We start from the raw sequence: 23,796 nt of genomic DNA on the forward strand, positions 1-23,796 counted from the left end.
AATGCAATCATTTAACAACGTACCAACTATCAATTTCGAGGGCGCCACTTCGGCCAATGACTTTTCTTTTAAGCACTATGACAAGGACGCGACCGTCATGGGGAAATCGATGGACGAATGGCTCCGCTTTTCAGTAGCCTACTGGCATACACATACGTTCGGCGGGGAGGATCCGTTTGGCGGACCGACGATGGAGCGCTCCTATCAGAAATACAGCGGCATGGATCTTGCGAAAGCACGGGTGGAGGCGAACTTTGAGCTTTTGAATAAGCTGGGCATCACCCGGTTTGCGTTTCATGACATTGATATTGCTCCGGAAGGTAATTCTTTAAAAGAAACCTATCAAAATATTGATACAATCACTGCCATGCTGAAGGATAATATGAAGGAACACGGCATCGGTCTTCTGTGGAATACGGCGAATATGTTTGTTGACCGCCGGTTTATGCACGGGGCGGCGACGACAAACAATGCAGACGTTTATGCCTATGCTGCGGCTAAAGTAAAGAAGCAGCTTGAAGTAGCTAAAGAGCTGGGTGCACAGAACTACGTGTTCTGGGGTGGCCGGGAAGGCTACGAGACTCTGCTTAATACCGATATGAAGCGCGAAATGGATAACCTGGCACGCTTCTATCATATGGCGGTGGATTATGCGAAAGAGATAGGCTTTGAAGGGCAGATGCTGATTGAGCCAAAGCCGCGCGAACCAATGAAGCACCAGTACGACTTTGATGTTGCTACAGCTTACGCATTCCTGCAAAAGTATGATCTCGACAGCCATTTTAAAATGAACATCGAATCAAACCACGCCACACTTGCCGGTCATACGTTTGAACACGAGCTCCGCTACGCAAGAGAAATGGACATTCTTGGATCGGTGGATGCAAACCAGGGCGACCTGCTGCTCGGCTGGGACACCGACGAGTTCCCAACTGATATTTACGATGCGACCCTTGCGATGTACGAAATCCTGAAAAACGACGGCCTCGGTACTGGCGGCTTAAACTTTGATGCCAAGGTGCGGCGCCCGTCTCATAAGCCCGAAGACCTGTTTCATGCGCACATTGCAGGCATGGACACATTTGCCTACGGGTTAAAGGCAGCCTCCCAGCTGATCGAAGACCGTGTATTTGAAGACATTGTGGATGAACGCTACAGCAGCTTTGACAAAGGCGTGGGGAGTGACATTCTTGCCGGCAAAACAAGCTTTAAAGAGCTTGAAGCCTATGCCCTTGAACTCCAGGAGCCGATTGAGCACCAGTCGGGTAAACAGGAGCTTATTAAGGCAAAGCTGAACCAGTATATTTTAAACGCAAACAACAAAGTAAAAGTTTAAGCAAAGAGGTGCTGGCATGACTTACGTAATCGGAATCGATTTAGGAACGAGTGCAGTGAAATCGCTTCTTGTGAACAGAAGTGGCGAGGTGACAGCTTCTGTGTCAAAATCGCTGTCTGTCCAGCAGCCGGCTGCGGGGCATTCCGAGCAGAATCCTGATGTATGGGTGGAGCAGACAGAAGCATCGATTCAGGCACTGCTTCAGGAGACAGGAATAAAGGCAGAGGAAGTGGAAAGCATCAGCTTCTCCGGCCAGATGCACGGCCTGGTGCTCCTGGATGAGACCGGCCGGCCACTGCGCCCGGCTATACTCTGGAACGATACAAGAACGTCGGAGCAGTGCGAAACGATCCGGCATACGATCGGGGAGAATGAACTGATTGAGGCAACACAGAACACAGTTCTTGAAGGCTTTACTCTTCCGAAAATGCTGTGGGTACAGGAGCACGAGCCGGAAATTTGGAGCAGGGCAGCGTCTTTTCTGCTGCCAAAGGACTACGTCCGGTACCGGATGACAGGCAGTATGCAGATGGAACTCTCTGATGCGGCCGGGACGCTTCTGCTGGATGTGAAAGGAAAATCATGGAGCCGTACGATGCGGGAAGGCTTTAATCTCTCCGCCTCGTTCTGCCCTCCGCTCATAGAATCCCACGAAAGTGCGGGACCCCTGACAAAGGAAGCGGCAGATAAGACGGGACTCCATGAAGGAGTGAATGTTATAGCCGGTGGGGCCGATAACGCCTGCGGTGCTTTAGGAAGCGGAATTACAGAACCTGGGGAAGGCCTTTTAAGTATAGGGACTTCCGGAGTGCTTCTCGTGCCGGATCACGGCGAAGCGGTTCCGGATGGACGTCTGCATTATTTTAATCACGCATCTAAGGATCAGTATTATTATATGGGAGTTACGCTTTCTGCCGGAAACAGTCTTCAGTGGGTAAAGGACAATTTGTTTTTTGACGAAACGATTGAAGAGCTGGTCGAACGGGCGTCCCAGGTGCCGGCGGGGGCAGAACAATTACTGTTCACCCCGTTTCTGACCGGTGAAAGAACGCCGTATATGGACGCAGGAATCAGGGGCAGCTTTATCGGACTCGATATCCGTCATACGAGGGGACATATCGTCCGGGCTGTCATGGAAGGGATTACGTATTCTCTAAAGGAGTCTCACGAAATCATCCTTCAGCAGGGCTTTCAGATAGATTCTCTTGTGTCTATTGGAGGAGGGGCAAAAAGCTCCTTTTGGCTTCAGATGCAGGCGGATGCCTTCGGGTGCCCTGTGCGTAAGCTCGCTCATGAACAGGGGCCGGGGCTTGGGGCAGCAATGCTTGCGGCCTACGGCACAGGGTGGTTTACTACGCTTGAGGAATGCAAGAAATCGTTTGTCAAAGAGAGCGAAACGTTTTATCCTGATCCGGAACAGTCGCTCATATATGAACAATCATTTCAGGCATATAAGAAAATTTATGCACAAACATCACCGTTAAAGATGTCATGAGTGGCAGGCAAAAGTCCGAAAAGGCTTTTGCCTGTTTTAATAAAAAAATTAATTGACGATTGCGGTCCGAAACGTTTTGGATTACTATGAAATGGAAGCGGTTTAATGACGAAGTCAGAGCAAAAAATTTTAACTGGTGTTGGCAGCGTATTCAGCAGACATTTAACGACTAGAGGAGGAATGGCATGAATATTACCATCTGGAACGAAAACAGACACGAAAACAAGAACCCGGAAGTCGCAAAGGTCTACCCGAAGGGAATTCACGGGGCTTTGGCTGACTTTCTGAAGGATGAGGCGGACGTTATACGAACGGCAACGCTTGATGAGCCGGAGCATGGACTTACAGAAGACGTGTTAAACGACACCGATGTACTGCTCTGGTGGGGACATATTGCCCACGACGAGGTAGAGGATGCCATTGTCCGGCGCATTCAGAATCGCGTGCTGGATGGGATGGGTCTGATTGTGCTTCATTCCGGTCATCTGTCAAAAATATTTCGTACATTGATGGGAACAGGCTGCGACCTGAAGTGGCGGGAAGCAGACGAGCGAGAGCGGCTATGGGTCGTAGAGCCGGGCCATCCTATTACAGAGGACATCGGGGAGTATATTGAGATGCCAAAAGAGGAAATGTACGGCGAGCACTTTGATATTCCCGCGCCGGATGAGCTCGTGTTTATCAGCTGGTTTGAAGGCGGAGAAGTATTTCGAAGCGGCGCTACCTTCACACGGGGCCGTGGAAAGATTTTTTATTTCCGTCCGGGGCACGAAACGTACCCAACATATTATAATAAAGACATTCAAACGGTGATTAAAAATGCTGTCCGGTGGTCGGCCCCGAAAAATACGCCGTTGCCCGTTTACGGTAACGCCAGTCCTCTGGAAGCCATTTCGAATAAAGATGTGGGGGAAAAAGACTAATGGGAAAGCTGCAGATAGGCATTATCGGTGCAGGGGGCATCGCCCGGGGCAGGCATCTGCCCGCTTTTCAGCAGATTGAAAATGTGCGTGTAGCTGCTGTTTTTGATACAGATCTCAGCAAAGCAGGAGCTGCTGCAGAAGCATTTGATATTCCGGCTGTATACAGCACCGTGGAGGAATTGCTGGAGCATGTCGAAGCAGTCATCATCTGTACACCGAACAAATTTCATGCAGAGCTTGCCGTGCAGGCCCTGGAAGCAGGGGTGCACGTGCTTTGTGAAAAACCGATGGCGATGACTACAGCAGAATGCCAGGATATGATTGATGCCTCCAGGCGTTCGGGAGCCGTATTAACGATTGGCTATCATTACCGCTACATGAAGGAATCCCGCATGGCCAGACAGATGGTACAGGAGGGCGAAATAGGTGACCCGCTGGTTGTACGTCTTCAGGCAATGCGAAGACGGAAGGTACCTGGCTGGGGTGTGTTTACAAATAAAGAACTCCAGGGCGGAGGCAGTCTGATTGATTACGGCTGCCATCTGCTGGATCTGGCTCTCTGGCTTCTGGATGATCCACAGCCCGTAGAGGTAAGCGGAAGAACCTACGACCGCCTGAGTAAAACCCCGGGCCAAATTAATGAATGGGGAGCTATCGATACGGAAAGCTTTTCTGTGGAGGACCATGTGACCGGCTATATTACGTTTGAAAATGGCATGACGCTGCTTCTGGAGTCATCCTGGGCGGCGAACATTAAAGAAGATAAAGAAGAGCTGAGCATTTCCGGGGTCGACGGTGGCCTTCAGGTTTTTCCGCCCGAACTGTACCAGTCAAAATTCGGTTCCATGATGAGTGTGGAGCCTCACTTAACAAGCTATGAGCGTGAAGACGTGCTGCAGGCGAAAAACTTTACAGACGCGTGTCTGGGGCAGGCGGAGGTCGTTGTGAAGCCCGAGCAGGCACTGCGCGTCACCCGGATTATCGAAGCTGTTTATGAAAGCAGCAGAACTGGAAAAAGCGTTCGTCTGGATAATGTGTACGCCGACGAAATATAAGCATCCATCCGGGTGCTTTTTTATTTTAAAGCAGTTCTTAAGAAAGAATTTTTCTAATTTTTAATGAATAGTCGTTTGAATGCAGACAGAGAGGGAAAGAGAGGATTGTATTACTACAGAAGGGGGACTTACTAATTATGGAAGCAGATCGAAATCGTTGGTTGATGGCATTATCAGCCATAGCGATTCATTTATCGATTGGTTCGGTGTATGCGTACAGTGTGTACCAGAATCCGCTGAATGAGTCGCTTGGCTGGAACATTTCCGACGTAACACTCGCATTTACGATTGCAATTTTCTTCTTGGGGATGTCGGCCGCTTCACTCGGATTTTTTGTAGAAAAATACGGGCCGAGGATCTCAGCTGCCATCGCAGCCGTGCTGTTTGGTGCCGGAACAATGGGGGCCGGCCTTGCGGTACAGCTTGAAAGTCTGCCATTATTTATTGGTTCTTACGGCGTTCTTGGCGGCATCGGCCTTGGCATTGGGTACATATCCCCGGTTTCTACGCTTGTTATGTGGTTTCCAGACCGTCGGGGGATGGCTACTGGGATGGCAGTTATGGGTTTTGGCGCCGGAGCGCTTATTACAAGTCCCTTAGCTGAATGGCTGATGAACGCTGTATCGATCCCGGGGGCATTTTACATTCTTGGCGCCTCGTACTTCGTTCTTATGCTTGCAGGGGCGAGCTACATGAAGAAGCCGCCGAAGGATTGGATGCCTAAAGGCTATAAGAAAGAAGATCTGCAGACGAACCAGAAGGGCGGAGACCTGGCGCAGCTTTCAGCCAAAGAGGCACTGCGGACGATGCGTTTTTACCTGCTGTGGCTCGTGATGTTTATTAACATCTCTTCAGGTATTATGCTGCTTGCAGTGGCATCGAACATGACACAGACCATTACCGGTACCAGCGCAGCATTAGCAGCTACCATAGTGGGAGTAATGGGCTTTTTCAACGGGGGCGGACGGATTGTATGGGCGTCGCTTTCGGACTATCTTGGAAGAACGAATACTTTTACAATATTCTTTCTCATTCAAATCGTGGCCTTTTTCCTTCTCCCGTTAACGACCAACGTTGTGCTGCTTGCAATTCTATTATTTATTATTATTACCTGTTACGGTGGCGGCTTTGCCTGTCTGCCGGCTTATATTGGTGACCTGTTTGGCACGAAACAGCTCGGAGCCATTCACGGCTTTCTTTTAACTGCCTGGGCACTTGCAGGGGTGGCCGGTCCTACAGCCGTATCAAGCATTGTTTCGGCTACAGGAAGCTACGCGCTATCGTTCTATCTGTTTAATATTCTTCTCGTAGTCGCCCTGGCAGCTATGATTGTCATGCGATTTAATATTAAAAAGGTCAGAAAGAACAAAGAACAGGAAAGCACGGAAGCAGCGAAAGCATAAAGAGAGACCCCTTTCTTCTAAGATAAAGGAGAAAGGGGTCTTTACTGTTATGGGAGTTCGTTGCCGGCAGACTGATACAGGTCATACCATTCTTCACGTGTCAAAGTGATTTCAGAGGCTTCGGCGATGCCTGCCAGCCGTTCTGGGTTCATCGTCCCGACAATGGTTTGAATACGCGCGGGGTGGCGAAGAATCCAGGCTGCCGCTATTGCTGATTCGGTTACTTGGTAGCGCCCGGCCAATTCACTGAGTTTTTTGTTCACCTCAGGAAATTTATCATTGCCGATAAAAACGCCTTCCATCATGCCATACTGAAACGGGGACCAGGCCTGGACGGTCATGTTGTTCAACTGACTGTATTCAAGCAGCCCGCCTTCCCGCATCACCGCTGCATCATTTTTCATATTCACATTCAATCCCTGATCTATCATGAGGGAGTGCATCAGACCAAACTGCAGCTGATTGGTAATAAGATCCTGCTTGACGTGCTGCTTTAAAAGCTCAATCTGCATTGGATGCTGGTTGCTGACACCGAAATGACGTACTTTACCGGAGGCGTGGAGACTATCGAATGCTTCCGCTACTTCCCCGGGTTCCATGAGCGCATCGGGACGGTGAAGAAGCAGTACATCCAGATAGTCTGTCTGAAGACGCTTCAGGCTTTCATCGACTGTGTTTAAAATATGGGATTTGGAAAAATCGAAGGAATTTCCGCGTATGCCTGCTTTGGACTGAAGAATTACTTTTTCGCGCAGGTCATCGTTCATACCAACTGCTCTGGCAAAAATGTCTTCGGAATCCCCGCCGCCATAAACATCGGCATGATCGAAAAAGTTCACGCCTGCCTCAAAAGCAGTACGGAAAACTTTTTCCGCCGCATCGATGGAAAGCTCATTCATGCGCATACACCCTAGTGCTATATTGGATACTTGAAGCGAACTGCTGCCTAACTGCATTTGTTTCATCTGAGCACCTCTTTTTTTCAGGATAAGAATAGTGTAACATGACGTATGGACAATCGGCATGATAACGCTGTCAAAAATATGAAAAATGACTTTTACGCATAAATATGGTAATTTATAGAAAAAGATTAAAGGGTGGCAGTAATGAAACGAAGAACAATAAACAGCTATTTTATTTTATTCTGGCTTATTATCGGTATATGGAATATCGGCCTTGGAATTATTGTCGGTCTCGTACTGCAAAGCTATGTGTGGGCATTCATTCATGTTTTGGCCGGAGCGCTCTGTTTAACCATAATGGAAGCTATACGCAGAGGGAAATTACAGGTTAAAGAGAAAAAAGAAAACCACCTGCACGAAAGCGACCAGTAGCTTTATGTCCCTGGATTTAAAAATTGTAATAATTTGATGATTACCCTGCAGACTTTTCGGAAATAGTATATTAATGATAAACAAAGGGGTGAACATTATATTACAGACCAGAGGGGCTAAAACAATAAAAAATATTATTCAGGACAATGAAAAGCCGCTGACTAATCAGGATGTCGCCGCTATATTAAAAGATAGAAACAGCATTGACAGTTCTTTTGCTTTGAAAACGATTGATTCAATGGTAGGTAACGGACAGTTGATGCTTATCCGATATGTTGACGCCGGTGTATATGTAGTAGAAGTGAAATAAATTATGTTAACTGTTTTCATAAGCAGTTAACATAACTATTTTTTTATAAATAATTTTTACATAATTCTTCTGTTATTGTAGTGAAAGTACCGAATAATCTGTAAAATAGAGAATTACTTTAAAGAAGAGGGTGATGGCAATGAGTTTCGAAGATGAGTTCGTAACTAAAGCAAAAGAATATTTAGAAGAAGATAAAGACGCAAATATTATGAACGAAGTAAACTGGGAAATTGCCAAATACTTTAATAATCTGAATAAAGAAATCGGCGAAGTGAAAAATGACTCGTTCAGCAGCTATGGTTCAAAGCACCGCAGCTATATGACCATTGATAACCGCGAAGTGCTTTTTGAAACTGTTACAGACGATGGAAATTATCATATTCAGGTAACACAGAGTACAGATGATAAAACCAATGAGCTGGATGTTATATATGTTCAGGAGGGGAGAATGTACAGCCAGGAAAAGCAGCAGGAATTTAATATGGATATTGTCCGGGACCATCTTAAAGATACCTTCGGCGATATACTGGGATTATAAAAAAGCGCCCGCTGCGGCGCTTTTTTATTTTGAAAAATATTAAATAATCAACAGGGAAATAAGTCTTGATTTCCTTCGAATGGGTATATTGTCATTAAGGGGGTATACGCCATGGGGGTTGTTTATATTGACCGGCATATTCGCCAGGTGCAGGTGATTATTTGTAGTGAAGGACACATGCTGCATTGTCTTGTTTGGCCGGGGGAAGGGGGATGGGTCGCCGATATACACTCCATGCAGAACAGCGGTTTTCATCCGACGTTTGAGCGGGTTTATTTTCCTGAAAATGAAGAGATTATTCAGCTTGGACGGCATATATATGTTCTGCGGTAAAAAGGCAGAAGCTCGCAGCTTTCTGCCTTTGCCCGTTCTAAAGAGTATTGGGGTCCGTATAGCCGATCGGCCCCCGGGATTCGGAATGCTCCACAACAGTAAGAACAAAGCGTATCGGAATAAAGATGGTGCGGCTGCCGCTGCTCTGGGCCTTTTCCTGATAGAAATAAACGCCCGCTTCTTCAACACCATAGTTTTCCGCTGACACTACCGCTTTGATATAACTGGAGTGCTCTTCGAATGCCCCCTCGCTTTGAAATCCATTCAATTCAAAAAGCGGGATGGCGGAAGGATCAAAATACACTTCGACGAAATTAGAATTGTCTGCTGATGAACTCATCCGTCTTCCTCCTTTCAATAGTTGCTTCCCATAATATACCCTAAAACGTTTTAATAAAAGCAGAGGATGCAAAAGGAAAAAGGTACATAAACGTTTATGAAATGCACTATCTGCTGTAAAATAATGGGTAAGATAATAGGCGTTCCAAAGATAGAAAGGAGAAAGTGCGGCGAAAAACAGCCCGGGCTGTACAAATTAAAAAACAGAAGCCAATGGCTCCTGCTGTAGTTTATTATTTATGGTGTCCCGTACTGGGCTCGAACCAGTGACCTCCACCCTGTCAAGGTGGCGCTCTCCCTACTGAGCTAACGGAACAATTTGTATGGAATGAAGCAACAGAAATAATATACAATAGGAAAAGGTCAGTGTCAATCCTTCCACGCTCAATTTATGCAGGGAAAGCAGAGGGTGGTGCTGGCCAATTAATTTCTTCCGGGCGGTGAAGTCGGACCTTGCTGATGTCCTGTTACTACCGAAGATACTAAGAGAGTACACGCACCTGCTGCATAAACAGAAATTTTTATGGTACATATATTAAAAAGTGAATCAATTTTCCTTTTGCTGTTTTTCTTTCCGCTGCTGAAGGAATAGAAATAGACAGAAGGCGAGCATACCCAGACTGAGATTGGAGAGAATGAACCCAAGCGGCCCCTGGTTAAAAATGCCAAGCGACAGCGCCCCGAAAAAAACAATGTAGGTGATGCCGAGAAGCGGCAGGCTTCGCCCGGAGACTTTTTGCATCAAACGGGCAAGCTGGTATACGAGCGTATTTACAGCAAAACCAATTAGCAGTAAAATAAGTAAATTCATGCGACTATCTGAACCTTCCTTTGTGATGATGTCTTTTTCCGATTTACATGCTACCATACCTTAGGTTTGAAAGATATCTACAAAGACGAAAAGTGGGCACCCCTGCAGTAAACTGCCTGGCGGAGGCTTTAAAATATAGAGAGAATGGGATAAAGGTGGAGGGATCTTCATGCAGGCATATGCAGACTTTTGGATGGAATGGCAGACACGTATTGTAGAGCTGCCCTGGATTGATATAGGCGTAGCTGTTTTGATTGCACTTCTCGTGTTTGCCTTTCGGAAGCTATTTACTAAATACATTTTCAGGTTCATTTTAAAAATGACTCACCAATCGAGATCACAGCTGTTCACCAATGTTTTGGTATCGTTTGAACGGCCGATTCGTATGTTTTTCGCCGTATTCGGTATATATTTGGCGCTTTTGTATCTGCCGATACCGTGGGATTCCATGACAATTATCAACCGCCTGTACGGCTCCATTTTAATCATACTTGCGGCTTGGGGGACATACAAGCTGCTGAACACGTCTTCGATGCTCTTCAACCCGATGATTAAAAGGCTCGAGGGCAAGGAAGACAATATGCTGGTTCCCTTTCTTTCCCGGGTGCTCCGGATTATTATCGTGGCGCTCGCGTTCACCATTATTCTCTCTTCCTGGGGCTTTAACATTAACGGCTTTGTGGCAGGGCTCGGCCTTGGAGGTCTGGCCTTTGCCCTCGCCGCTCAGGATATGGTGGCTAATTTTATCGGCGGCATAATTATTGTCGTGGAACGCCCGTTTAAGCGGGGGGACTGGATTTATACGCCGACGGTGGAAGGAATTGTGGAGGATATTTCGTTTCGGAGCACGAAGGTGCGTACCTTTGCTGACTCAATTGTCATCGTTCCAAACAATACACTTGCCCATGAGGCGATTACAAACTGGAGTGAAATGCGTAAGCGTGAAATTAACATGACGCTTGGCATTGAATATCAGACGCCGCGGGAGCAGGTGCTGCAGCTGCGGGAGCGTCTTGAGGAAATGCTGAACAGCCGGGAGGATATCGATAAAGAAATGATTCTTGTGCAGTTTAAAGAATTTAACAGCTCCTCGCTCGACCTGTGGGTTTACTGTTTTACGAAAACAACCGCATTTTTGGAATGGGCTGAAATAAAAGAAGAGCTGAATCTTGAAATCATTCGCATCCTTCAAGAGGAAGGCGTTCAGTTTGCCTACCCAACACAGTCTATTTATATTGAAAAATCACCTGAAGAAAATTATCACATGTCCGACAATAATTAAGCGGGATTCACGGTTGGCAAACAAAACGTACATGTTATAATAAGAATGTTTGTCAGAAGGAATATGTACGTAAAAAAGGAGCCGATGCATTCGATGGAACGAGTGGAAACATTCGTGTTAACCCGTGGACTGAATGCCAGTCAAGTATTGTCGTTTGTGCATGAACTGGAAACATTTAAAGTAGATGTATTTTTTGAAAAGCGGAGAACCTCCGCAAACGGAAAAAGCGTACTCGGCATGATGTCTTTGTTTACAAGCATCAGACTTGGAGACAAGGTGGAACTCAAGGTACATGGTGAAGATAAAGAAGCGGTTGCCAGGGTGGCAGCTGTATATCTTGGAGAAGCAGCAGAGCAAAAGAATAGTAACGGCTATTGGGAAGACGAAGCAGCGGAGCATGTGGAACGCGCAATGGCTGGATGCATGGCTCACTGGAACCCCAATGTACGAAATATTGCACGCTCGTATCTGAAAACGACACGCAGTTAACAGAAAGACCCGGCGCCGGGAAAAGCGTCCGGGTCTTCAGCTGTATCAGAGCTCATTTTCGCCGGTGCCGGGTAATGATAAGCATAGAACGAGTCAATTCGGGTAAAACAATAATAAGGAAATGAAACATACGTATTGGTTGTATAATACAATCAGTAATGATGAATGACACGGAAGGAAGAATGTCTTATGATCGACCGGCACACCGGTACATTTTGGCGGGCCTCCATTGCTCTCGGACTTGCATCCCTGCTCATTTTTGCCAATATGTATTACCCGCAGCCGCTGCTTCCATTGTTTACCGGAGAATTCAGCGTCAGCGAAGCGACAGCGAGCTTTGTCATTTCACTTTCCCTGCTGATACTTGGAGTGAGCTTCTTTTTTATCAGCGCGATATCCGACGCGAAAGGAAGAAGAAAGATCATTGTGTACGCGATGATCTGGGGAACTATAGCAACGCTGCTCATTCCTTTTGCCGGCTCCTTCTGGCTGCTTTTGCTGCTTCGGATGATCCAGGCCGTCGGACTTGCCGGAATTCCCATTGCGGCTATGTCCTATATTGGAGAGGAATTCACCCCGCGTGCGATGACGGTAGCTATGGGCTTTTACGTAAGCGCGAACAGCCTCGGCGGCATGGGGGGAAGAGTGATGAGCGGCGTTCTTGCTGATTGGTTTGACTGGCGGACGGCTTATTTTTTCATGGCCGGGGCCAGCGTCGTGCTCGCCGTGCTCGTGATCCTGCTGCTTCCGGCTTCGAAAAACTTCAGTCCAAAGCCGCTGGAGTGGAGCGATACGTGGAAGAATGCTCTGTTTCATCTTAAAGATCCGGTGCAGCGGCTGGCTTACGTTATCGGCGGTTTGAATTTCTTTGTATTTATCGGGACATTCAACTTTATTACGTACCGCCTGGACGGAGACCCTTTTTTCGTCAGTACAGCAGTCCTGGGCCTGTTGTTTTTAACATACGGGGCGGGGACCTTCAGCTCGAGCCTTGCCGGGGAATTGACGCAGCGCTTTAAACAGACGGACTGTATGCAGGTCGGAATCCTCATTATGGCCGGCGGCCTGCTGCTGTCGCTTGTACCACAGCTGTGGGTGGTTATTGCCTCGCTTGCCGTGCTGAGTTTTGGCTTTTTCTTTGCGCATTCCACTTCCAGTTCCTGGGTAACAAAAAACGCCAAAAAAGCCCGGGCAAGCGCCTCCGGACTTTACTTGACGTCTTACTATCTGGGCGGGAGTCTCAGCAGTCTTTATTTTGGTCTCCTGTGGCCCCTGGCCGGCTGGATCGGCGTCATTGCCGGCGGCCTGCTCCTGTTAATAGTCACACTTACAAGCGTGCGCCGTCTTATGCCGGTGGAAGCCGGCTAGCCTTTGGCAGGAAGAAGCACAATGCCATCGCTGTCGGCATAGACGTAGTCCCCGGGCGTCCAGGTGACGTCAGCAAAATCGACGGGAATGGAGCGCTCGCCGCGTCCTTCCTTGACAGACTTTCGTGGGCTGGTAAAACGGGAAAACACCCGGACATCCATTTCGCGAAGCTCGTCACTGTCGCGGATCGCTCCGTTCACGATAATGCCGGCGAGTCCGCGCTTGACAGCAATTTCTGCCAGGTTGTCCCCGAGCAGGGCACGCCGGGAGGAACCGCCTCCGTCAACTACAAGAACACTGCCGGCGGGAATATCGCCAAGCGCCTGTTCAACAAGCACGTTATCTTCAAATACCCGTACTGTTTCTATTGGCCCTTCAAAGGAACGTGCTGGTCCGTGCGATAAAAACGGCTCGTTGGCGACAAAAACTTCGTTACCATATTCATCACAGATATCAGCTGTTCTACCCATATGTATGCCTCCTTTTATTATTTTCATTGTAAGGCTTTCCCAGAAGAAAGAAAATAGCAGGAGAACAGAAAAAAGATGCCACTATCATTTTGCTTTCAAAGGGCGATATGATAATCTAGGAAAGAGAAATTTGAAGGAGGATGTAAAACATGAATCAAATGGATGCAAATGAAATTATCCAGTTCATTTCAGATAGTAAAAAATCCACTCCGGTTAAAGTACATATTACCGGCGAGTTGGATGCTATCGGATTTGGAAATGAAACGAAGCGGTTTATTACAGGAAACACCGGTGTATTGTTCGGTGAATGGGAAGATATTAAAGAAGGCATCGAAGCGAATGCAGACAAAATTGAAGATTTTGTTGTAGAAAACGACCGCAGAAACAGCGCGATCCCGATGCTTGATCTAAAAGACATCGAAGCACGCATTGAGCCGGGCGCGATCATCCGCGACCAGGTGGAAATCGGTAAGGGCGCCGTTATCATGATGGGCGCAAGCATCAACATCGGTTCAGTTGTTGGAGAAGGCACGATGATTGATATGAACGTTGTAATGGGTGGACGCGCCACCGTGGGCAACAACTGCCATATCGGTGCAGGATCAGTTCTTGCTGGTGTCATTGAGCCGCCGTCCGCACAGCCGGTCGTTGTCGAAGACGGCGTTGTAGTGGGCGCCAACTGCGTGATCCTTGAAGGGGTCACTGTCGGTGAAGGCGCAGTCGTAGCTGCCGGCGCCGTAGTAACAGAAGACGTGCCGCCAAATACGGTTGTTGCTGGTACTCCTGCACGCGTCATCAAAGAAATTGATGAGCAGACAAAAGGAAAAACAGAAATTAAACAGGAACTGCGCCGCTTAAAATAACAACGCTGCAACGTAACGGTGAAAGGCTGCCTTTTGGGACGGGTTCCAAAAGGGGCCTTTCTTTTTCATTTACGCGAAAGGGGCAAACAGCATGAACTGGCTTGAAAAAGACCAGCACTATATAATGTCTACGTACCAGCGTCTTCCGATTGTCGTGGAAAAAGGGGAAGGCAATTACTTATATGACAGCGAACAAAACAAATACCTTGATTTATTTACCGGCCTGGCCGTCAATATTGTCGGTCATTCGCATCCTTACTTGCTCGGTAAGCTGAAGGAACAGGCAGAGCAGTTTCTGCATATTTCCAATATGTTTATTAACAAACCGGCGGTCCGCCTGGCGGAACGGTTGATTGGGCTCAGTATCCCGGGGAAGGTGTTCTTTGCAAACTCCGGAGCGGAAGCCACTGAAGCAGCGGTCAAGCTTGTGCATAAATGGGGCAGCGGCCAGGAAATCCCGAAAAAAGGAATCGCTGTGCTCGAAAAAAGCTTCCACGGACGGACGCTTGGTGTTATTCAGCTGACACGCCAGCCCGGAATTTATCAGGATTTTCCGGCCGCGGACTACCCCGTATATGAAGTGGAAGCAGAAAACCTGGAGGCGCTTGAAGAAGTGCTTAAGACGAAGCAGCCGGCCGCATTTTTATTCGAGCCAATTTTAGGCTCAGGCGGCATTCAGCCAGTCTCTCCTTCCTTTATGGAGAAAGCAAAATCCCTGTGCGAAAAATACAATGTGCTGTTTATCGTGGATGAAATTCAGACCGGAATCGGGCGCACCGGAACATTTTTCGCCTACGAACGGGCAGAAATCACACCGGATGTTATTTTGTTTGCCAAAGGCATCGGCGGCGGTCTTCCGCTTGGAGGAATGATTGCCGGAGAACGTGTGAAGGAAGTATTTCAACCGGGCGACCATGGCACGACCTTCGGGCCTTCCCCGCTCAGCGCTGCGATGGGAAATGCAGTGCTTGACGTTCTGTATGATCAAAACGAACTGGAAAATGGGCGTAAACGGGCTGACTATCTGTGGTCCCGTCTGGAAGAGTGGAGGAAAGAAAGCGAAGGGTTTGTGCAGGAAATCCGCGGACTTGGCATGATGGTCGGTGTGGTACTGGACGCAGACGCTTCATTTGTCAAAACACTGCAGGAGAGGCTGCTTGCAAAAGGATTTATGTTTAATATTACCCAGCAGCGCATTATTCGTCTGCTGCCACCGCTGACCCTTGAGAGAGCGGAAGTGGACGCTTTTATTGAAGCCCTCGCTGGAGAAATGAGCGCCCTGAAAGAAAGGAGCGTGCAGTAATGGCCTTCACTGATTTAACAAGGTTCCGCCGGGATCTGCACCGCATCCCGGAGCCGGGATTCCAGGAAGTCAAAACCCAGCAGTACCTGCTTGATGTAATTCGTGCTCTCCCGCAGGAACATCTGTCATATAAAACGTGGGAGACTGGTATCCTTGTCCGTATCGAAGGGTCGGATCCGGAAAAAACCGTCGGCTACCGAACGGACATGGACGGCCTGCCGGTTCCGGAGCAGTCAGGTCTGAAGTTTCCGTCCGGGCATGAAGGAATGATGCATGCCTGCGGGCACGACATGCACATGGCGATTGCGCTTGGCATACTGCAGAACCTTGCGGAGCACCGGCCAGTTCAAAACGTGGTAATGCTGTTTCAGCCGGCAGAAGAAGGACCCGGAGGAGCAGAGCCGATGATTCGGTCCGAGGAATTTAAGGCATGGAAGCCCGACGAAATTTATGCCCTTCATATCGCACCAGAGCACCCGGTGGGCACGATTGCGACAAAGCCGGGGGTACTGTTTGCCAACACCTCGGAATTGTTTATCAATCTCCGAGGCAAAGGAGGGCATGCGGCGCGTCCCCACCAGACGGAGGACATGGTGGTGGCAGCAAGCCACTTTGTGACTCAGCTTCAGTCAATCGTAGCAAGAAACATTGATCCGCTCGATCCGGCTGTTGTGACAATCGGTACGATTGAAGCAGGAACCAAGCAGAACATTATTGCGGAATCCGCGCGGGTGGAAGGGACGATTCGCACCTTTTCGATGGACAATATGAAGTTGATCAAAGAAAGAATAACCGGAATGCTGAAAGGGACTGAAGCTTCCTTTCACTGTGAAACAGACGTGGACTGGGGAGCGAATTACTGCCAGGTGTATAATGATGAAGCAAAAACAGCGGAACTGACGGCGTTTGCAGAGAGCCACGGGCAGGTCAACTTTGTGGAGAGCCGGGAAGCAATGACTGGAGAAGACTTTGGCTATTTTCTCCGGGACATCCCCGGGACGATGGTCTGGCTCGGAGTGGATACGCCGTACGGACTGCATGATAACCGGATCAGTCCTTCCGAAAAAGCAATGGACACAGCAGTAGAGTTTTTTACTGATTTTTTATGCAGCCGGTGATTAAAAAAAGCGGGGGCTCTGAAAGCCTCCGCTTTTTTTTGATTTACGCTTCTTTGCTGACGTTTACCTGGTGAGGGTAAGGGATTTCGATATTGTGGGCATCAAGATCTTCCTTGCAGGCCTTCAAAAGCTCCCGCTGCATGGCCCACTGCATCATGTTCTCTGTTTTGGCGATAATGCGGATCGTAACCTCTGAAGCGCCAAGGGCGTTTACTCCGACAACGTCGGGGCCTTCCTTGAAAATACCCTGCTCCTCGGCCACGCGGTTGCAGGCCCCCTGAATGACAGCAATCGCTTTGTCCACATTTTCTTCATAAGCAATGCCAATATCGACAATGGCCTGCATGTTTCCGCGCGAATAGTTGCTGACAACACTGATCTCCCGGTTTGGTACGAAATGAAGCGTACCGTCAAAGCTTCGCACCTGAGTGGTGCGCAGTCCGACCTCCTCGACGATACCGTCTATTCCGGCAATCGCAATGTAGTCTTCAACGTCAATCTGCTTTTCGAGCAGAATAAAAAAGCCGGTAACAACGTCGCTTACAAGGCCCTGGGCCCCGAAGCCAATCGCAAGCCCGACAATTCCGGCGCTGGCGATAAGCGGAGCAATATCAAGATCGAACAAACCTAAAGTAATGGTGATTACGATAAACAACAAAATGTAAGTAAAGATGCTTATAGCGAGCTTCGAAAGGGTTTTGACCCTGCCCGGGTGCATATTCCGCTGCTTTTCCATGCGGTTAAAGGCACGGTGGATGACCTTGCTTCCGATGGCCCGTACGATGATATAGCCGATGAGCACACCAATTAGCTGCACCATTAAAATAACGGCAGCTGTCCAGAAAACTCCTTCATTAAACGATTCCATATTCAAGTTATACCACTCCCCAGCCTGTAGTTTCCATTTTAACCTGATTAGTATAACATAACTAATTGTGCCAAAAAATATGCAATAGTAATGAATCAAACTGCCGTGAACACAGGAGTGGAGCGTTTCGTTGACTTTGAAATTGGGGGTCCATATAATGAAGGATAGAATGCAGGATCGCAATTATTAAAGGAGTGGAATGCATGAGTGAAAAGCGTATGGTGGCAAAGCAGGCTCCACGCTTCGAGATGAATGCCGTCATGCCGGACACCTCGTTTGGCACGATCAGCCTTGAACAAGTAATGAAAAAGGATAAATGGACGGTGCTCTTTTTCTATCCAATGGATTTCACCGATATTTGTCCGACGGAAATTACAACAATGAGCGACCATTATGACGAGTTCGAAGAGCTTGATACAGAAGTGATCGGTGTCTCGACAGATACAATCCATTCGCATAAGGCATGGATCAATATGACACGGGAAGATAATGGGCTCGAGCAGCTGAAATTTCCGCTTGCAGCTGATACAAATCACCGGGTAAGCCGGGATTACGGGGTTTTAATCGAAGAAGAGGGAATAGCACTGCGCGGTTTGTATATTATTAACCCAGACGGGGAACTGCAGTATTCGATGATTCACCACAATGATGTCGGGCGCGACGTTGACGAGGTGCTTCGCGTACTGCAGGCTCTGCAGATAGGTGGAATGTGTCCGGCGAACTGGAAGCCGGGCCAGGATACGCTGAACACGTAAGCGTTCATTTTCCATAGTGCATGGGCCCGTTAAAAAGCTGAAGGACTTGAGAAGAATAGGGGAGAACGGAATGAAGAAACAGTTTGCAGTCATTGGTCTCGGCCGGTTCGGCGGAAGCATATGCAACGCCCTGGCCGATGAAGGGATGGATGTGCTTGCTATTGATTCCAACGAGCACCGGGTGAATGAATTTGCCCAGGTCGTCGCCCAGGCGGTCATAGCGGATGGTATGGACGAAAAGGCGCTGCGTGGTCTTGGCATCCGCAATTTTGATAATGTCATTGTAGCTATCGGTGATAATATTCAGGCAAGCATTATGACTACCATCGTGCTTGATGAAATCGGCGTCAAGCACATTACCGTAAAAGCGCAGAATGATTATCATGAAAAGGTGCTGCGGCGTATCGGTGCCCATGAAGTCATTCATCCGGAGCGCGATATTGGAGTAAGGGTGGCGCACAGCATTGTGTCCAAAAGCGTGCTGGACTATCTGGAGCTTTCCGAAGATTACAGTATTGTGGAGCTGGAAGCCGGTCAGCTGCTCGACGGTAAATCGCTTCTCGACCTGGATATACGTGAAACATATGGATGTAACGTGCTCGCTATTAAGCGCGGGGAGGACGTCCACGTATCACCACGTCCGGAGGTGGATATCAGTGAAGGAGACATTCTGATTGTCGTTGGCGCGGACGGAGATATTGCAAGACTCGAATCCCGGTGGATAGATGATAACTGAAAAATAATCCGGCCTTTTCGCATGATTGATGCGGAAGGGCTTTTTAGTTTTTCATTACGTACAAAGGGTAAATAAGGATGTTAGCTGCATATATTGTACCAGGAGGTGATTCAGGTGCTGCTATACGCTTCACTGCTTGTCATACTGCTGGCTGTCGGACTGATTGTTTATATATTTGATGTAAAAAGCAATTATTTCCCGGTGCCGATGGTGCTTTTGATTATTGGAATCGGGCTCTCCTTCATTCCCGTTTTCAGCAGGCTCGGTTTAAATCATGATATAATTTTTGATCTGCTGCTGCCGGGGATATTATTTGTGTCTGCCTATAGTTTTCCGATACGTTCATTAAAGAAAAACATCTGGCCAATTGCCACACTCGGAACATTGGGTCTGATGGCAACTGTATTTTTAATGGCCGTGCTTATATATCTTGTAGGGGCACCAGCTGCCGGTCTGTCCTTCGTTGCGGCATTTTTAATCGCTTCGGTACTGACACCGACAGATCCGGTATCTGTGACGGCTATTCTCGAAAACGTGTTTGGGGATTCGGATGTTCCGAAAGTCGTGGAGGGGGAATCGATGATCAATGACGGAACAAGCGTCGTATTGTTCGGGATTGCCTCCTCCATGTTTTTGTACAATGAGTCCTTTTCCATCTTTTCGTTTCTGGCTGAGTTTCTGCTGGTGTCACTTGGCGGTGTGGCTGTGGGTGTGGCAGGCGGGTGGCTTGTTACAAAAGCGGTTCATATCATGCATAATCATGTGTATCAGGTAATGCTCAGTGTGATTCTTGCCTACGGCGGCTTTTATATTGCTGAAGGCCTGGGGGTTTCCGGTGTTTTAGCCACCGTTTCGGCAGGTATCATGCTCTCACGGACCTTCCAGAAAACCGAAAAGGAGGAGGAGCTTCACTCTTATTTGGACGGCTTTTGGAAGGTGGTGGAGCCGGCCGTACTGTCGCTGCTTTTTTTGTTAATCGGCATTCAGTCAGCGGATTATCTTGCGTTCGGGCACTGGCTGCTCGCCATCGGAATATTTATTATTTCATTAATCGTCCGTTTCATTGTATTGGGCGGATTTCTAAAATTGTCACCGCATATTAAAGAACGGTTTCAGTGGTCATCTGTATTTATGATGACCTGGTCTGGGCTGAAAGGCACAGTATCTGTGGCCCTCCTGCTGAGTATCGAAACCCAGTCCAACAGCAGTGCGGATCTCGTTGTTTCTCTGACGTTTGCGGCTATTCTGCTTTCTCTTGTTATTCAAAGCCTCGGGGTCTATCCGCTGGCACAGAAATTTTCTTCCTGAGAGCCCGGCTATGTCTGGGGGCAGGAAAAGTGATATGTATAAGAAAAAACACGTCCGGATGAATGCCCCGGGCGTGTTTTATAATTTCCAATTAAGCTTTGCTCCAGTCGGCCTTCATTTCCACGCCGGCTGCGTGCAGAGTAGTAAATACCGGACAGCGGGCATCAACCTTTTCCTGAAGCTCCTGAACGCGTTCATCGCTTTCAGATGTCTGTACTTTCGCTTTTACCGACACTGTCTGAAAATAAGGACGAACATCAGGGTTGCCCATCATGCCTTCTGAATCAATATTGCCATTTACCTGAAATGAAATACCCTGCAGATCAAAATCCATTTCCTTTGCCACAAAATTGGCGACAGCGTTTTCGCAGCCTGCCAGAGAAGAGAGAAGAGCGGATAAAGGGTCCATGCCCTGATTGCTTCCGCCAAGGTTTTCCGGCTCATCGATCGTAATTTCATGAGAACCTGTGGAGAGGTCGGTCTGAAAGCTTTTAGCGTTTCCTTCTACATTAAATTCCATATTAGCCATATTCTTTCACTCCTTTGATTAGAACTATAATGTTATACCCGCGCCCCTATTAAGATAAACAATAGGAAGCCGATCCTCAAGTCGCGTTTTTTCAGCTTTCGTTTAGGGAATAAGATTGAAAAGCAAATTGTAAAGGAGAAATCAATTATGGCAAAGTACAGTAGAATTATCGCCCAGGCAGGATGTCACATCCATCATGCAGAACCAGCGCAGGTATATGAAGCCTGGACCAATCCTGAACTGATGAAAACGTGGATGTTTCCTTTAGGGGGAGAAGAGAAAGCAGAAGCAGAGGCCGATGTCTCAGAAGGAGGAGCATGGAGTGTAGTGAATGAAAGCCAGGACGAAGCGTACAGGGCTTACGGAAAATATGTGGAAATAGATCCACCGGAACGCATTAAGAAAACGCTCGTCCGTAAAGAGACAGGCGGCCAGGACGAAAAAATCACAGTGGAAATCAATTCTATTTTAAACGGAACCCAGTTGATTGTAACCCAGGACGTGGTGTTTCTTCATCATGAACAGCTCGAGGGAAAAGTGGTGGAAGAGCATTTAAGAGAAGAAAGGCTCCGGACGGAAAAATATTGGCACGAAATGTTTTCCTTATTATCGAAACAACTTACACCTTCGTAAGCGTATGATATTATAAAAGCGGGGAAAATATTTCCCCTACAGACTTAACGACGTATAGGATGATGAGGAAAATGCAGAAAAAGATCGTATTTACCGGCGGCGGCTCCGCCGGTCACGTTACGCCGAATATTGCTTTGATTAATGAGCTTGACCAAAACGATTGGGATATTTACTATGTGGGTTCAAAGGAAGGTATTGAAAAAGAGCTGATTGAGCGCAAGGGCATACGGTATCATTCTATCAGCTCAGGTAAACTGCGCCGTTACATAGACTGGCAGAATATTACTGATATTTTCCGTGTGGTGAAAGGCTGCCTCGAAGCCCGTAAATATTTAAAAAAGGTTAAACCGAATGTAGTATTTTCCAAGGGCGGCTTTGTCACTGTACCAGTGATTATTGCTGCCAAAACATTGAATATTCCCGTCATTATTCATGAAAGTGATATTACACCGGGACTTGCCAATAGAATTGCCCAGCGGTTTGCGACAAAAATATTCACTTCATTTGACGAAGCCACAGCCCATTTTCCTTCCGGAAAAGCAAAAGCCCTCGGCTCTCCAGTCCGGAAAGAAATTACACGTGGAGATAAAAGAAAAGGACTCGAGTTTCTTGAGTTCGGGGACTCCCTGCCGGTGCTTACGATTATGGGGGGAAGCCTCGGGGCAAAAAAAATTAACGAAACGGTGCGGGCTGCGCTTCCGTGGCTCACAGATAAATACCAGGTGGTGCACCTTTGCGGTAAAGGACATACTGACGAGAGTCTCGAAGGCCAGCCGAACTACCACCAGTTCGAATACGTCAATGAAGAACTGCCTGATGTGCTTGCTGCGACAAATACTATCATTACCCGGGGCGGCTCCAATTCTATTTTTGAATTTCTGACACTGCATCTGCCAATGCTGATTGTGCCGTTAACACGCGCTCAAAGCAGAGGGGACCAGATTCTGAATGCTGAGTCATTTCAGGAAAAGGGGTATGCCGCTGTCCTGGAGGAGGAACAGCTGAATGAAGAGTCTATGCGTGAAGCTCTGCAGAACATTGAAGACAATCGACATGATACGATTGCGCAGATGAAAACATATATGGCTGAAAATCCTTTGGATCTTATTATTAAAGAACTGTATGCCTATCACTAATCAAAATCTCCCCGGCCGCCTTTGGCCGGGGAGATTTTTACATCTTAAAAGGAAACCACATTACTCAGCAAGTTTGTCGGCAATTAAATCAATCTGCTCATTAATGGAAATAGGGTCATACGGGTAATACGTATCGAAATCAAGGAAATAAAACTGTTCGTTCTGCACGGCATCCAGGTTCGCCCAGACATCGGATTCCTGAATATTTTCCTTACTTTCACCAGTATCCTCCGGATCAAAGGTAGTCATAAACATATGGTCGGCAGAATACTCCTCAAGCACCTCCATTGAAATTTCCTGTGCGTTTCCTCCCATGACCTCCTCCTGAATTTTTTCGGGAGCGTTCAACCCAAGGGCATTATAAATGGCCTGACCGCCACGCCCTCCATTTGCACCGAAAACGTAAAGATCACCATTTTGTGTCAGTTCATATAACCCGAAGGTATCATCATTGCCTATTGTGCCCTCAAGACGTTTTTTGGCTTTTTCCGCGGTTGTCTCAATAGTGTCTTTGAACTCTTCAGCCTCTGCCTGATTATTTGTCAGTTCTCCGAAGGTATCAAGCGTTTCCTGGACATTTGTATCCGGATTGTATGGAAGATGAACGGTGGGCGCAATCTGCGACAGCTGCTCGTAATTATCATCGTACATCACCACAATTAAATCGGGGTCCAGCTCAAGTACTTGTTCGGGATCGAGCGGGGCTCCGACATCCTCTGCACCGCTCAGTTGCTCTTCAAGAAAAGGATTGGAAAATGCATCCGGGCCGGAGCCGGAGACGTCTGCTTCAACTGCGAGCAGCTCCCCGGCATAATAATCGGTCACAATCGTTTCAGGATCCGAGGGAATAGAGACTTCGCCTTTTTCCGTTTCGTATGCTCTGGTTTCCTCCTTGCTGTCTGTATTGCCAGCGGATGAATTGTTTTCTCCGCTGCTGCAGGAAGCAAGTATAGCAGCGCCAGCTGTAAAAATAGCAAATCGTCCAATAAGCGTATGTAGATGCATTAGAATCTCTCCTATATAAATGATAATGATTTTCAATATCACTATTGTAACGGAAT

General features: G+C 47.6%; 27 protein-coding genes and 1 tRNA gene. 20 read left to right on the forward strand and 8 right to left on the reverse strand.

All coding sequences use genetic code 11. The annotated features are described in order from the left end of the window. Window position 1: 1 nt before the first annotated feature. The 5 genes from xylA to SIC45_RS04900 all read left to right on the forward strand — a co-directional run bounded on the left by xylA (window position 2) and on the right by SIC45_RS04900 (window position 6,212). The gene (gene xylA, locus SIC45_RS04880; protein ID WP_319631284.1) at window positions 2-1,336 is read left to right on the forward strand and encodes a xylose isomerase; all 1,335 of its coding nucleotides are present in this window, start codon (window positions 2-4) and stop codon (window positions 1,334-1,336) included. Between the two features lie 16 nt (window positions 1,337-1,352). Further along, window positions 1,353-2,831 carry a xylulokinase gene (gene xylB, locus SIC45_RS04885; RefSeq protein ID WP_319631285.1) on the forward strand — a complete coding sequence of 493 codons (1,479 nt, stop codon included), beginning with the start codon at window positions 1,353-1,355 and terminating at the stop codon, window positions 2,829-2,831. A 185-nt stretch (window positions 2,832-3,016) separates the two neighbouring features. Next, window positions 3,017-3,754: a ThuA domain-containing protein gene (locus SIC45_RS04890; protein WP_319631286.1), complete on the forward strand. Its 738-nt coding sequence runs from the start codon at window positions 3,017-3,019 to the stop codon at window positions 3,752-3,754. Beyond that, entirely contained in the window at window positions 3,754-4,809 is a 1,056-nt protein-coding gene (locus SIC45_RS04895; RefSeq protein ID WP_319631287.1) for a Gfo/Idh/MocA family oxidoreductase, read from the forward strand. The genes SIC45_RS04890 and SIC45_RS04895 overlap by 1 nt, the downstream gene beginning before the upstream one ends. Window positions 4,810-4,946: 137 nt before the next feature. Continuing rightward, a complete protein-coding gene (locus SIC45_RS04900) occupies window positions 4,947-6,212 on the forward strand; it encodes an OFA family MFS transporter (RefSeq protein WP_319631288.1) in 1,266 nt (421 codons plus the stop codon). Between the two features lie 47 nt (window positions 6,213-6,259). Here the strand turns inward: SIC45_RS04900 and SIC45_RS04905 are convergent, their stop codons facing one another. After that, window positions 6,260-7,177, reverse strand: a complete 918-nt coding sequence (locus SIC45_RS04905; protein ID WP_319631289.1) for an aldo/keto reductase — start codon at window positions 7,175-7,177, stop codon at window positions 6,260-6,262. A 141-nt stretch (window positions 7,178-7,318) separates the two neighbouring features. On the opposite strand from SIC45_RS04905, the gene SIC45_RS04910 reads away from it, so the two are divergent. The 4 genes from SIC45_RS04910 to SIC45_RS04925 all read left to right on the forward strand — a co-directional run bounded on the left by SIC45_RS04910 (window position 7,319) and on the right by SIC45_RS04925 (window position 8,727). Further along, window positions 7,319-7,546, forward strand: coding sequence for a hypothetical protein (locus tag SIC45_RS04910; protein ID WP_298784050.1), 228 nt, complete (start codon window positions 7,319-7,321; stop codon window positions 7,544-7,546). Between the two features lie 88 nt (window positions 7,547-7,634). Further along, the gene (locus SIC45_RS04915; protein WP_298784052.1) at window positions 7,635-7,856 is read left to right on the forward strand and encodes a hypothetical protein; all 222 of its coding nucleotides are present in this window, start codon (window positions 7,635-7,637) and stop codon (window positions 7,854-7,856) included. A gap of 139 nt (window positions 7,857-7,995) precedes the next feature. Beyond that, window positions 7,996-8,394, forward strand: coding sequence for a DUF3942 family protein (locus SIC45_RS04920; protein ID WP_319631290.1), 399 nt, complete (start codon window positions 7,996-7,998; stop codon window positions 8,392-8,394). Window positions 8,395-8,505: 111 nt separating this feature from the next. Then, window positions 8,506-8,727: a hypothetical protein gene (locus tag SIC45_RS04925; RefSeq protein WP_022792617.1), complete on the forward strand. Its 222-nt coding sequence runs from the start codon at window positions 8,506-8,508 to the stop codon at window positions 8,725-8,727. 37 nt (window positions 8,728-8,764) lie between these two features. On the opposite strand, the gene SIC45_RS04930 is transcribed toward SIC45_RS04925, so the two are convergent. From SIC45_RS04930 to SIC45_RS04940, 3 genes are all read right to left on the reverse strand, one after another. Next, window positions 8,765-9,067, reverse strand: a complete 303-nt coding sequence (locus tag SIC45_RS04930) for a hypothetical protein (protein ID WP_298784059.1) — start codon at window positions 9,065-9,067, stop codon at window positions 8,765-8,767. Window positions 9,068-9,306: 239 nt separating this feature from the next. After that, window positions 9,307-9,382: transfer RNA gene (locus tag SIC45_RS04935), tRNA-Val, on the reverse strand. Window positions 9,383-9,613: 231 nt separating this feature from the next. Continuing rightward, window positions 9,614-9,877, reverse strand: coding sequence for a hypothetical protein (locus tag SIC45_RS04940; protein ID WP_298784061.1), 264 nt, complete (start codon window positions 9,875-9,877; stop codon window positions 9,614-9,616). A gap of 169 nt (window positions 9,878-10,046) precedes the next feature. Here SIC45_RS04940 and SIC45_RS04945 point away from each other — a divergent pair, with 169 nt between their 5' ends. The 3 genes from SIC45_RS04945 to SIC45_RS04955 all read left to right on the forward strand — a co-directional run bounded on the left by SIC45_RS04945 (window position 10,047) and on the right by SIC45_RS04955 (window position 13,016). Next, the gene (locus SIC45_RS04945; protein ID WP_319631291.1) at window positions 10,047-11,159 is read left to right on the forward strand and encodes a mechanosensitive ion channel family protein; all 1,113 of its coding nucleotides are present in this window, start codon (window positions 10,047-10,049) and stop codon (window positions 11,157-11,159) included. A 93-nt stretch (window positions 11,160-11,252) separates the two neighbouring features. Further along, window positions 11,253-11,648: an HPr family phosphocarrier protein gene (locus SIC45_RS04950; RefSeq protein WP_319631292.1), complete on the forward strand. Its 396-nt coding sequence runs from the start codon at window positions 11,253-11,255 to the stop codon at window positions 11,646-11,648. A 189-nt stretch (window positions 11,649-11,837) separates the two neighbouring features. Beyond that, complete coding sequence (locus SIC45_RS04955) at window positions 11,838-13,016, forward strand: MFS transporter (protein WP_319631293.1); 1,179 nt, start codon at window positions 11,838-11,840, stop codon at window positions 13,014-13,016. Here SIC45_RS04955 and rraA read toward each other — a convergent pair. Continuing rightward, window positions 13,013-13,486, reverse strand: coding sequence for a ribonuclease E activity regulator RraA (rraA, locus tag SIC45_RS04960; RefSeq protein WP_319631294.1), 474 nt, complete (start codon window positions 13,484-13,486; stop codon window positions 13,013-13,015). The genes SIC45_RS04955 and rraA overlap by 4 nt on opposite strands. A gap of 149 nt (window positions 13,487-13,635) precedes the next feature. On the opposite strand from rraA, the gene dapD reads away from it, so the two are divergent. The 3 genes from dapD to SIC45_RS04975 all read left to right on the forward strand — a co-directional run bounded on the left by dapD (window position 13,636) and on the right by SIC45_RS04975 (window position 16,770). Next, window positions 13,636-14,349 (forward strand): 2,3,4,5-tetrahydropyridine-2,6-dicarboxylate N-acetyltransferase, encoded by a 714-nt coding sequence (dapD, locus tag SIC45_RS04965; protein WP_298784071.1) that lies wholly within the window; start codon window positions 13,636-13,638, stop codon window positions 14,347-14,349. Between the two features lie 91 nt (window positions 14,350-14,440). Then, window positions 14,441-15,652 (forward strand): aspartate aminotransferase family protein, encoded by a 1,212-nt coding sequence (locus SIC45_RS04970; protein WP_319631295.1) that lies wholly within the window; start codon window positions 14,441-14,443, stop codon window positions 15,650-15,652. Continuing rightward, window positions 15,652-16,770 (forward strand): N-acetyldiaminopimelate deacetylase, encoded by a 1,119-nt coding sequence (locus tag SIC45_RS04975; RefSeq protein ID WP_319631296.1) that lies wholly within the window; start codon window positions 15,652-15,654, stop codon window positions 16,768-16,770. Before SIC45_RS04970 ends, SIC45_RS04975 begins: the two co-directional genes overlap by 1 nt. Window positions 16,771-16,813: 43 nt before the next feature. Here SIC45_RS04975 and SIC45_RS04980 read toward each other — a convergent pair whose 3' ends face one another. Further along, window positions 16,814-17,638, reverse strand: coding sequence for a mechanosensitive ion channel family protein (locus SIC45_RS04980; RefSeq protein ID WP_319632928.1), 825 nt, complete (start codon window positions 17,636-17,638; stop codon window positions 16,814-16,816). Between the two features lie 203 nt (window positions 17,639-17,841). Here SIC45_RS04980 and SIC45_RS04985 point away from each other — a divergent pair, with 203 nt between their 5' ends. From SIC45_RS04985 to SIC45_RS04995, 3 genes are all read left to right on the forward strand, one after another. After that, a complete protein-coding gene (locus tag SIC45_RS04985; protein ID WP_319631297.1) occupies window positions 17,842-18,393 on the forward strand; it encodes a peroxiredoxin in 552 nt (183 codons plus the stop codon). Window positions 18,394-18,463: 70 nt separating this feature from the next. Beyond that, complete coding sequence (locus SIC45_RS04990) at window positions 18,464-19,129, forward strand: potassium channel family protein (protein WP_091610114.1); 666 nt, start codon at window positions 18,464-18,466, stop codon at window positions 19,127-19,129. Between the two features lie 114 nt (window positions 19,130-19,243). Next, window positions 19,244-20,437, forward strand: a complete 1,194-nt coding sequence (locus SIC45_RS04995; RefSeq protein ID WP_319631298.1) for a sodium:proton antiporter — start codon at window positions 19,244-19,246, stop codon at window positions 20,435-20,437. Window positions 20,438-20,528: 91 nt separating this feature from the next. Here the strand turns inward: SIC45_RS04995 and SIC45_RS05000 are convergent, their stop codons facing one another. Further along, window positions 20,529-20,966, reverse strand: a complete 438-nt coding sequence (locus tag SIC45_RS05000; protein ID WP_298784086.1) for an OsmC family protein — start codon at window positions 20,964-20,966, stop codon at window positions 20,529-20,531. A gap of 147 nt (window positions 20,967-21,113) precedes the next feature. On the opposite strand from SIC45_RS05000, the gene SIC45_RS05005 reads away from it, so the two are divergent. Together SIC45_RS05005 and SIC45_RS05010 are read left to right on the forward strand one after the other, a co-directional pair. Beyond that, window positions 21,114-21,599, forward strand: a complete 486-nt coding sequence (locus SIC45_RS05005) for an SRPBCC family protein (protein ID WP_319631299.1) — start codon at window positions 21,114-21,116, stop codon at window positions 21,597-21,599. A gap of 71 nt (window positions 21,600-21,670) precedes the next feature. After that, window positions 21,671-22,735: an undecaprenyldiphospho-muramoylpentapeptide beta-N-acetylglucosaminyltransferase gene (locus SIC45_RS05010; RefSeq protein ID WP_319631300.1), complete on the forward strand. Its 1,065-nt coding sequence runs from the start codon at window positions 21,671-21,673 to the stop codon at window positions 22,733-22,735. Window positions 22,736-22,795: 60 nt separating this feature from the next. On the opposite strand, the gene SIC45_RS05015 is transcribed toward SIC45_RS05010, so the two are convergent. Continuing rightward, window positions 22,796-23,740 carry an ABC transporter substrate-binding protein gene (locus SIC45_RS05015; protein ID WP_298784091.1) on the reverse strand — a complete coding sequence of 315 codons (945 nt, stop codon included), beginning with the start codon at window positions 23,738-23,740 and terminating at the stop codon, window positions 22,796-22,798. Between the last annotated feature and the right edge of the window lie 56 nt (window positions 23,741-23,796).

The organism is Marinococcus sp. PL1-022 (assembly GCF_033845285.1).
GTDB lineage: Bacteria > Bacillota > Bacilli > Bacillales > Marinococcaceae > Marinococcus.